We start from the raw sequence: 234 nt of genomic DNA, 5'->3' as shown, positions 1-234 counted from the left end.
GCGAGACCCATGGGTTTTCGGTAAACTCCCGCCCATGTCCGTTACGCCGGTTCCCATCGTGTCCACGCCTGTCGCCGTTTGCGTATCGCCCGCCGAATCGCCGGATCACCCGGTCACCGTGCGCTGGCGGGGCGACGAGGCCTACGAGACGAGCTGCGACGCGATGCGCGCGTTCACCGATGCGCGCACGGCCGACACCGGCGACGAGCTCTGGGTGGTCGAGCATCCGCACGT

1 pseudogene is annotated in these 234 nt (G+C 68.4%); it reads left to right on the top strand.

What is annotated here, in order from left to right:
* Positions 1–34: 34 nt before the first annotated feature.
* A pseudogene (locus tag KVT39_RS37480) lies at positions 35–234 on the top strand (lipoyl(octanoyl) transferase); the annotation flags it as partial.

This window comes from Burkholderia sp. GbtcB21 (genome assembly GCF_019091065.1).
Lineage (GTDB): Bacteria > Pseudomonadota > Gammaproteobacteria > Burkholderiales > Burkholderiaceae > Burkholderia > Burkholderia pyrrocinia_C.
Note: the sequence above shows the minus strand (reverse complement) of the source record. Positions and strands in the feature narration are given on the sequence as shown.